This window comes from Bradyrhizobium sp. STM 3809 (assembly GCF_000239795.1).
In the GTDB taxonomy this organism is placed as follows: Bacteria; Pseudomonadota; Alphaproteobacteria; order Rhizobiales; family Xanthobacteraceae; genus Bradyrhizobium.
This window is the reverse complement of record NZ_CAFJ01000524.1, coordinates 1-8811: the sequence shown is the minus strand read 5'-3', so window position 1 is coordinate 8811 and position 8811 is coordinate 1. Positions and strand designations below refer to the sequence as shown.

The following is an 8811-nucleotide window of genomic DNA, read 5'->3' as shown; positions in this document are numbered from 1 at the left end:
ACCAAGCAGATCAATCAAAAAGGCCGGAAAACCGGCAAAAAACAAAACAAGCAAGAGTCAACGGGAGAAAACTTCAGATGACGAAATTCCTCACGGATCGACGGTCTCTGCTCAAGGGCGGCGCGACCTTGATGGCGGCGGCGGCGACGATGTCGGCCGACGAGCTGCTCGGCTATGCCAAGGCCTGGGCGCAGACCTCGCCCTGGAAGCCGGAGCCCGGCGCCAAGGTCAACATGATGCGCTGGAAGCGCTTCGTCGAGGCCGAGGACGTGGCCTTCATGAAGATCGTCGACGCCTTCCAGAAGGCCAACAACGTCACCATCAACATCTCCAACGAATCCTATGACGACGTCCAGCCCAAGGCCTCGGTTGCGGCCAATACCGGGCAGGGGCTCGACATGGTGTGGGGCCTCTACACGCTGCCCTTCCTGTTCTCCAACAAATGCGTCGACATGACCGACGTCGCCGACTATCTCGGCAAGAAATGCGGCGGCTGGACCGACTCGGGCAAAGCCTATGGCATGCTCGACGGCAAGTGGATCGGCATTCCCGTGGCGGCGACAGGCGGCCTGATTAACTATCGCGTCGCCGCGGCCGAGAAGGCCGGCTTCAAGGAGTTCCCGAAGGACCTCGCCGGGATGTCCGAGTTCTTCAAGGCCATGAACAAGAACGGCACGCCCGGCGGCATGGCGCTCGGCCACGCCTCCGGCGACGCCAATGGCTGGGTGCACTGGGCGCTGTGGGCGCATGGCGGCAATCTGATCGACAAGGACAACAAGGTCGTCATCAACTCGCCGGAGACGGCCAAGGCGCTCGAATACGTCAAGGGCCTGTACGACAATTTCGTGCCGGGCACCGCGTCCTGGAACGACTCGTCGAACAACAAGGCTTTCCTGGCCGGCCAGCTCTACACCACCGTCAACGGCATCTCGATCTACGTCACCGCCAAGAAGGAGGCGCCGCAGATCGCCGAGGACATGAACCACGCCCATCTGCCGCCCGGCCTGGATGGCAAGACCCGCGAGATGCATCTGGGCTTCCCGATCCTGGTGTTCAACTTCTCCAAGTACCCGCAGACCTGCAAGGCATTCACCGCCTTCATGCTGGAGCCCGAGCAGTTCAACCCGTGGATCGAGGCGGCGCAGGGTTATCTGTCGCACTTCCTGAAAGGCTACGACGCCAACCCGATCTGGACCGCCGATCCGAAGAACACGCCGTATCGCGACGTCGCGGCCACCGCGACCACGCCGGCCGGCGTCGGCAAGCTCGGCGAAGCGGCCGCAGCCGCGATCGCCGACTTTGTCCTGGTCGACATGTTCGCGAACTACTGCACCGGCCGCGAGGACGTGAAGACGGCGATGGCGACCGCCGAGCGGTCCGCCAAGCGCATCTTCCGCTGAGCCGCGGCTGCGTAGGGTGGGCAAAGGCGCGCCGGGACGACAGTGAGTGATCGCGATGTCTCCCGCGCCGTGCCCACCGAGTTTGCCGCACCACCGAATGGTGGGCACGGCCCTCGACGCGATGCGCGCATCGCGCCGAGGTCCTTTGCCCACCCTACGGCTTACTCACGGCCGTCATTGCGAGGAGCCGAAGGCGACGAAGCAATCCAGACTGTTTGCCTGGCCCTGGATTGCTTCGCTTCGCTCGCAATGACGAATTGGCGTTGATGCGTCTGGAACGTCGGTGGGCACGCTGCGCTTTGCCCACCCTACGGATCCGTCGCGAAGGGAGCTGCTCGAAGAATGAGTACCATCCAGACCTCGATGCCTCCGGGCGCCGCCATGGGCGAGCCGTCGGCATGGGCGCGCCTGAAGACCAACCGCAACTTCGTCGCGTTGTGGTTCATGCTGCCCGCGGCGGCGTTCCTGATCCTGTTCCTGGCCTATCCGCTGGGCCTGGGCGTCTGGATGAGCTTCACCGACGAGAAGATCGGCCGCAGCGGCGTCTTCGTCGGGCTCGAGAACTACGAATGGCTGTGGGACGATGCCATCTTCTGGCTGTCGGTGTTCAACACGCTGCTCTACACGATCGTGGCTAGTGCCATCAAATTCGCGATCGGGCTTTACCTCGCATTGCTGTTGAACCGGCACATGCCGTTCAAGGCCATGATCCGCGCCATCGTGCTGATCCCGTTCATCGTGCCGACGGTGCTGTCGGCGATCGCGTTCTGGTGGATCTATGACGCGCAGTTCTCGATCATCTCCTGGTCGCTGATCAAGCTCGGCCTGATCAGTCAGAACATCAACTTCCTCGGCGACACCTCCTGGGCGCGCGCCTCCGTCATCATCGCCAACATCTGGCGCGGCGTGCCGTTCGTCGCCATCACCCTGCTGGCCGGCCTGCAGACCGTGTCGCCCTCGCTGTACGAGGCGGCGACGCTGGATGGCGCGACCAGCTGGCAGCGCTTCCGCTACATCACCTATCCGCTGCTGACCCCGATCATCGCGGTTGTGATGACGTTCTCGGTGCTGTTCACCTTCACCGACTTCCAGCTGATCTGGGCGCTGACCCGCGGTGGTCCGGTCAATGCCACCCATCTGATGGCGACCCTGAGCTATCAGCGTGGCATCATCTCGGGCCGGCTCGGCGAGGGCGCCGCGATCGCGACCGCCATGATCCCGTTCCTGATGGCGGCGATCGCGATCTCCTGGTTCGGCATGCAACGGCGCAAATGGCAGCAAGGATCCGACCAATGACCGACACCGCCGCGCTGCAATCCAAGACCCCGTCGAACGCCACCGCCACCGCGGCCAAGCTCGCCGCCGGCGACGACTCGGAGGGCATGAGCTATCTCGAGTCGCTGCCGCGGCGGCTGATCACGCTGTATCTGCCGCTCGGGATCATCCTCCTGGTGCTGCTGTTCCCGTTCTACTGGATGGGTCTGACGTCGATCAAACCCGACGAGCAGCTGATCGACATGGAAAAGTACAACCCGTTCTGGGTGGTGCATCCGACCTTCAAGCACATCTCGAAGCTCCTGTTCGAGACGCAATATCCGCGCTGGCTGTGGAACACGATGTATGTCGCGGTCGGCGCCACCACGCTGTCGATCTTCGCGTCCGTGCTCGCGGCCTACGCCATCGTGCGGCTGCGCTTCAAGGGCGCCGACACGGTCGGCGTGCTGATCTTCTTCGCCTATCTGGTGCCGCCGTCGATCCTGTTCATCCCGCTGGCCTCGGTGATCCAGGCCTATGGCCTGTTCGACTCGCCGCTGTCGCTGATCCTGGTCTATCCGACCTTGCTGATCCCGTTCTCGACCTGGCTCCTGATGGGTTACTTCAAGACGATTCCCTTCGAGCTCGAGGAATGCGCCCTGATCGACGGCGCCAGCCGCTGGCAGATCCTGGTCAAGATCGTGGTGCCGCTCGCCGTCCCCGGCCTGATCTCGGCCTTCATCTTCTCGTTCACCCTGTGCTGGAACGAGTTCATCTACGCGCTGACCTTCCTGCAGTCGACGCCGAACAAGACCGTGCCGGTCGCCATCGTCAACGAGTTCGTCGACGGCGACATCTACAAATGGGGATCGCTGATGGCCGGCGCCCTGGTCGGCTCGCTGCCCCTGGTGATCCTTTACGCCTTCTTCGTCGAGCATTATGTGTCGGCCATGACCGGCGCGGTGAAGGAGTAGGGCGGGCTCGTCGAGCTCTCGTAGGGTGGGCAAAGCGAAGCGTGCCCACCGTCTTTCGGCATCGCCAAGTGCTATCGCCAAGTGCTGCGGTGGGCACGGCGCTACGCGCCTTTGCCCACCCTACTTTTTGAAGGAGCATCCCCTTTGCATATTCTCGTTCTCGGCGCCGCCGGCATGGTCGGGCGCAAGCTGGTGGAGTGGCTGGTCCGCGACGGCCGCCTCGGCGACAGTGCGATCACCCGCATGACCCTGCAGGACATCGTCGCGCCGGCGAAGCCCGACACGTCCGTCGCGGTGGACACCATCGCCGGCGATTTCGCCGTGCCCGGTTTCGCCGAGAAGCTGGTCGCCGACCGCCCCGATGTCATCTTCCATCTCGCCGCCATCGTGTCCGGCGAGGCCGAGCTCGATTTCGACAAGGGCTACCGCATCAACCTCGACGGCACGCGGATGCTGTTCGACGCCATCAGGCTGATCGGCAACGGCTACAAGCCGCGCCTGGTCTTCACCTCGTCGATCGCGGTGTTCGGCGCGCCGTTCCCGGACGCCATCGGCGACGAGTTCGTCAATGCGCCGCTGCTCAGCTACGGCACCCAGAAGGCGATCGGCGAGCTGCTGCTGGCCGACTACAGCCGCCGCGGCTTCTTCGACGGCGTCGGCATCCGCCTGCCGACCATCTGCATCCGCCCCGGCACGCCCAACAAGGCCGCCTCCGGCTTCTTCTCCAACATCCTGCGCGAGCCCTTGGCCGGCAAGGAGGCCGTGCTGCCGGTGTCCGAGGACGTCCGCCATTGGCACGCGACGCCGCGCTCGGCGGTCGGCTTCCTCTTGCACGCCGCGACCATGGACACCGTCAGGATCGGCCCGCGCCGGAACCTGACCATGCCCGGCCTGTCGGCGACCGTCGGCGAGCAGATCGCCGCGCTGCGGCGCGTCGCCGGCGACAAGGTCGCCGACCGCATCAAGCGGGTTCCGGACCCCTTCATCATCGGCATCGTCGATGGCTGGCCGCGGAATTTCGAGGCCAGGCGGGCCCGCGAGCTCGGCTTCACCACCGAGGAAAAGACCTTCGACGACATCATCCGCATCCATATCGAGGACGAGCTCGGCGGCAAGTTCGTCGCCTGAGAGCGCCGCCAGCCTCTGGACTCGCATGGCGCAAAGCGCCATGTGAGGGCAGGGAGACATTCGGGAGAGACAGCATGACCGCCAGCATCGTCGGATGGGCGCATACGCCGTTCGGGAAGTTCGACGCCGAGACCGTCGAGAGCCTCGTCGTCAAGGTCGCCAATGAGGCGCTGGCGGACGCCGGCATCTCGGCCGGCGACGTCGACGAGATCGTGCTCGGCCATTTCAACGCCGGCTTCTCGCCGCAGGATTTCACGGCTTCGCTGGTGCTGCAGGCCGATCCCGCGCTGCGCTTCAAGCCGGCGACCCGGGTGGAGAACGCCTGCGCCACGGGATCGGCCGCCGTCCACCAGGGCATCCGCGCGATTGCCGCCGGTGCCGCCAAGATCGTCCTCGTCGTCGGCGTCGAGCAGATGACCCGCACGCCCGGACCCGAGATCGGCAAGAACCTGCTCAAGGCGTCCTATCTGCCGGAGGACGGCGACACCGTCGGCGGCTTCGCCGGCGTGTTCGGCAAGATCGCGCAGGGCTATTTCCAGAAGTATGGCGACCAGTCCGACGCGCTGGCGCTGATCGCCGCCAAGAACCACAAGAACGGCGTCGCCAACCCCTATGCGCAGATGCGCAAGGATTTCGGCTTCGAGTTCTGCCGCTCCGAGAGCGAGAAGAACCCGTATGTCGCCGGTCCCCTGAAGCGCACGGATTGCTCGCTGGTCTCCGACGGCGCCGCCGCGCTGGTGCTGACCGACAGCGAGACGGCGAAGTCGTTCGCCAAGGCCGTCAACGTCCGCGCGACCGCGCATGCGCAGGATTTCCTGCCGATGAGCAAGCGCGACATCCTCGCCTTCGAGGGCTGCACGGTGGCCTGGCAGCGCGCGCTCGAGAAGGCCGGCGTCACCCTGTCCGATCTCTCCTTCGTCGAGACCCATGACTGCTTCACCGTCGCCGAGCTGATCGAGTACGAAGCGATGGGCCTGACGCCCAGGGGGCAGGGCGCCCGCGCCATCAAGGAGGGCTGGACGCTCAAGGACGGCAAGCTGCCGGTCAACCCGTCCGGCGGCCTCAAGGCCAAGGGCCACCCGATCGGCGCCACCGGCGTCTCCATGCACGTGATGACCGCCATGCAGCTCACCGGCTCCGCGCCGGAGGGCATGCAGCTCCCCAACGCCAAGCTCGGCGGCATCTTCAACATGGGCGGCGCCGCGGTGGCCAACTACGTGTCGATCCTCGAGCCGGCGAAGTAGCTTCGGCTCCATCCCCCGTCATTGCGAGCGGAGCGAAGCAATCCAGGGGCCGAGCGCGCGACCCTGGATTGCTTCGTCGCCTTCGTTCCTCGCAATGACGGTGATCGGCGTCTGACCGAACGCGCAATCGCGTAGCCCGGATGAGCGCAGCGACATCCGGGTTCAGCGCAGCAGCTCGTGTGATCCCGGATATCGCTGAACTCATCCGGGCTACGAAACTCCATCCTCCGTCATTGCGAGCGGAGCGACGCAATCCAGGGGCCGAGCGTGTGGCCCTGGATTGCGTCGTCGCTTCGCTCCTCGCAATGACGGCGCGTCTCACTCGGGCTCCGTTCATGCCTCCTCTTTCCCGATGCCGTCGGCCACCGCCTTGGCGGCGCGCACCATCGTCACGCCGTGCTCGGCGAGCAGGCGCGCGGCGGGGCTGCGTGTTTCCGGAAACATCGCCAGGAGCATGTTGGCGCCGGTGACGACGGGATAGCCGACCTCCTGGGCGGCGAGCGCGGCACGGTCGCTGACGCGCAGGAATGCCGGCGACGGCTGCGCGATGTCGCCATCCTCGGCCGCGAGGTGGGCGAGATCAGTGTCGACATAGGCGAGGGTCTGCGTCCGCAACTGCTTCAGGCTGGCGCGGCAGCTCTTGATCACCGCAGCGGCGCTGTCGTCATCGATCAGCGCGAGCAGCAGATGCTCGAGCGTGGCATGGCGATGCCGGCGGTCGCGCGCATGCGCGATCGCACGCTGCCGTGTCGCCTGCAGCGCTGACGACAGCGGCCGTGACGTGACGTCGAGCAGCGCCTCGACCAGCTCCAGGCGCTTGACCGGATCGAGCACCGCCAGCAGCTCGTATTTGTGCGCGAGCGGCAGCAGCACCTGCGCCGCGATCGTGTCGGCCACGGTGCCCGGCTGTCGCCCCTCTCCGAACGGCGGCCAGCTCTCGGACAGGCGGATGTTGCGGATCGCGGCGTAGCGCTCGAAGCGCGTCACGGCGCGCAGGATCAGATCCGGCGCATCGGTAGCCCCGTCCTCGGCGATGTCGGACACCTCCGCCTGATAGGCGCTGCCGTCGTGGCTGAACGCCCTGATCACGACGCGCCGGCCGATCCGCACCTGCACTTTCAGCGTGCCGTCGGGCAGGGGCGTCAGCTCGATCAGATCGGCGCGCAGCCCGATCTCGTGGAGATCCGCAAAGCCGGGTTCGTCGACCGCACGCTGCTTCTGCAGCGCGATCACGACGTCGGTCTGCTGGGCGAATGCGTCGTTCAGCGCATTGACCGTCCTGGCGCGCCCGACGAACAGCGGGTGGGTGGCGCCGGGGAACGGCACGAGGTCACGCAGCGGAATGGCGGGGCGCCGGAGCGTCGCCGCTTGGACGATCGGTGCCGGAGACGGCTTGGCGCCATCGCTGCCCTTGATCAGCGCCGACAGCGTGTTCCAGTCGGCGACGCCGAACATCCGGGAGACCAGCTCCAGGCTCAGACTGTGGCTGATGGTGATGGACCTGGTACCGAGAGAGTCGCGCAGGGTCTGCGCCATGGCCTTGGCATCGCGAAAATCGCGCATCGCTCAATCCTATGCAGGAGCGAACCAGGGATGTCAGAGGGTTGCGTTGCTGACCCGGTCGCTCGGGCAAAGGGGCGAGGCCGTGAAGGCGCGATACGTTCACCATCCCCCGGGAGGGGCGCAACCGGCAGGTCGTATCAACCTACCGACAGGTTGACGCAGGCTGATGCGGCTGTCAATCGTCGCGGCGGGCGAGCGGGCCGTGCTGCCGGCGATGCGGCGCCACAGCTCGCGTGGGCTTGCATCATGACCATCCAGACCGATCGCCTGACCTTGCGCGCATGGCGCGACGAGGACCGCGCGCCGTTTGCGGCCATGTCTGCCGATCCCGATGTCATGCGATATCTGCGCGCGCTGCCGACGCGACAGGCTTGCGATCAATGGATCGACTTCCAGATCAAGCATTTTGCCGAGCACGGCTTTGGCTTCTGGGTGGTCGAAGACCGCGCCACCGGCGCCTTCCTCGGCGCAACCGGATTGTTCAAGGTCTTCTTCGATGCCCCGTTCACACCGGCAGTCGAGATCGGCTGGCGGCTGGCGCGCGCGGCCTGGGGGCGGGGGATTGCGACGGAGGCGGCACGGGCCTCGCTCGCGTTCGGCTTCGACACGCTCGGCCTGGATGAAATCATCGCCTACGCCGCGCCGGCCAACCAGGCCTCGCAGAACGTCATGCGCAAGCTCGGCATGATCCGGGACGAGGCGTCCGATTTCGACCATCCGCGCGTCGAGGCGGACAGCCCGTTGCGGAGGCAGGCGATGTACCGGCTTCCACGCGCGGTGTGGGCCAACGCTTCGCGTTGATCTCTCCTGCTGGTCATTCCGGGGCATTCGCGCGCAAAATGGCGAAGCCATTTTGAGTCAGCGCGAATGAGCCCGGAATCCATAGCCACAGGCCGGCATGGGTCGAAGGCAGGCGCCATCAGCATCTCGCGCCTCATGGCCGGTTGTGGCTATGGATTCCGGGCTCGCGCTTCGCGCGCCCCGGAATGACGCAGACGACGTTTGTCTGACCTCAGCTCCGCCACACCTTTTCTTCGCTGAACCCGAGCTCGGCGAAATCCTTGGCCCGCAGGCCCGCATCGTCAGCCGGAAAGAACTCATCAAGCTGCGGCGGCTTGACGGACGTCGCCGACAGCATGGCATGGGCCTGGCCGCGGTGGTGGATGTCGTGCTGGAACAGATGCAGCAGCAGGCGGTCGCAGCGCTCGTTCTGCACCCTTTTCTCGCGGTTGATGCGCACGGTCTCGT

8 protein-coding genes are annotated in these 8811 nt (G+C 65.7%); 6 read left to right on the top strand and 2 right to left on the bottom strand.

Going from position 1 to position 8811, the window contains the following annotated elements; translation table 11 throughout:
• Positions 1–77: 77 nt before the first annotated feature.
• From BRAS3809_RS24285 to BRAS3809_RS24265, 5 genes are all read left to right on the top strand, one after another.
• Positions 78–1400, top strand: coding sequence for an ABC transporter substrate-binding protein (locus tag BRAS3809_RS24285; RefSeq protein ID WP_008964683.1), 1323 nt, complete (start codon positions 78–80; stop codon positions 1398–1400).
• A 342-nt stretch (positions 1401–1742) separates the two neighbouring features.
• Positions 1743–2696, top strand: coding sequence for a carbohydrate ABC transporter permease (locus BRAS3809_RS24280; RefSeq protein WP_008964682.1), 954 nt, complete (start codon positions 1743–1745; stop codon positions 2694–2696).
• Positions 2693–3628: a carbohydrate ABC transporter permease gene (locus tag BRAS3809_RS24275; RefSeq protein ID WP_008964681.1), complete on the top strand. Its 936-nt coding sequence runs from the start codon at positions 2693–2695 to the stop codon at positions 3626–3628. Before BRAS3809_RS24280 ends, BRAS3809_RS24275 begins: the two co-directional genes overlap by 4 nt.
• 144 nt (positions 3629–3772) lie before the next feature.
• Positions 3773–4756, top strand: a complete 984-nt coding sequence (gene denD, locus BRAS3809_RS24270) for a D-erythronate dehydrogenase (RefSeq protein WP_008964680.1) — start codon at positions 3773–3775, stop codon at positions 4754–4756.
• A gap of 74 nt (positions 4757–4830) precedes the next feature.
• Positions 4831–6000, top strand: coding sequence for an acetyl-CoA acetyltransferase (locus tag BRAS3809_RS24265; protein ID WP_008964679.1), 1170 nt, complete (start codon positions 4831–4833; stop codon positions 5998–6000).
• A gap of 333 nt (positions 6001–6333) precedes the next feature.
• On the opposite strand, the gene BRAS3809_RS24260 is transcribed toward BRAS3809_RS24265, so the two are convergent.
• On the bottom strand, positions 6334–7563 hold the full coding sequence (locus tag BRAS3809_RS24260) for an LON peptidase substrate-binding domain-containing protein (protein WP_008964678.1): 1230 nt from the start codon (positions 7561–7563) through the stop codon (positions 6334–6336).
• 246 nt (positions 7564–7809) lie between these two features.
• Between BRAS3809_RS24260 and BRAS3809_RS24255 the strand changes: the two genes are divergently transcribed.
• Positions 7810–8364, top strand: coding sequence for a GNAT family N-acetyltransferase (locus tag BRAS3809_RS24255; RefSeq protein ID WP_008964677.1), 555 nt, complete (start codon positions 7810–7812; stop codon positions 8362–8364).
• A 211-nt stretch (positions 8365–8575) separates the two neighbouring features.
• Here BRAS3809_RS24255 and BRAS3809_RS24250 read toward each other — a convergent pair.
• The coding region (locus BRAS3809_RS24250; RefSeq protein WP_035658113.1) for a DinB family protein at positions 8576–8811 on the bottom strand (236 nt) is incomplete at its 5' end.

Excerpts from the sequence above, each read along its gene's own strand:
- BRAS3809_RS24285 (WP_008964683.1), top strand. The coding sequence starts at position 78 with ATGACGAAATTCCTCACGGATCGACGGTCTCTGCTCAAGGGCGGCGCG.
- BRAS3809_RS24280 (WP_008964682.1), top strand. The coding sequence starts at position 1,743 with ATGAGTACCATCCAGACCTCGATGCCTCCGGGCGCCGCCATGGGCGAG.
- BRAS3809_RS24275 (WP_008964681.1), top strand. The coding sequence starts at position 2,693 with ATGACCGACACCGCCGCGCTGCAATCCAAGACCCCGTCGAACGCCACC.
- BRAS3809_RS24265 (WP_008964679.1), top strand. The coding sequence starts at position 4,831 with ATGACCGCCAGCATCGTCGGATGGGCGCATACGCCGTTCGGGAAGTTC.
- BRAS3809_RS24260 (WP_008964678.1), bottom strand. The coding sequence starts at position 7,563 with ATGCGCGATTTTCGCGATGCCAAGGCCATGGCGCAGACCCTGCGCGAC.
- BRAS3809_RS24255 (WP_008964677.1), top strand. The coding sequence starts at position 7,810 with ATGACCATCCAGACCGATCGCCTGACCTTGCGCGCATGGCGCGACGAG.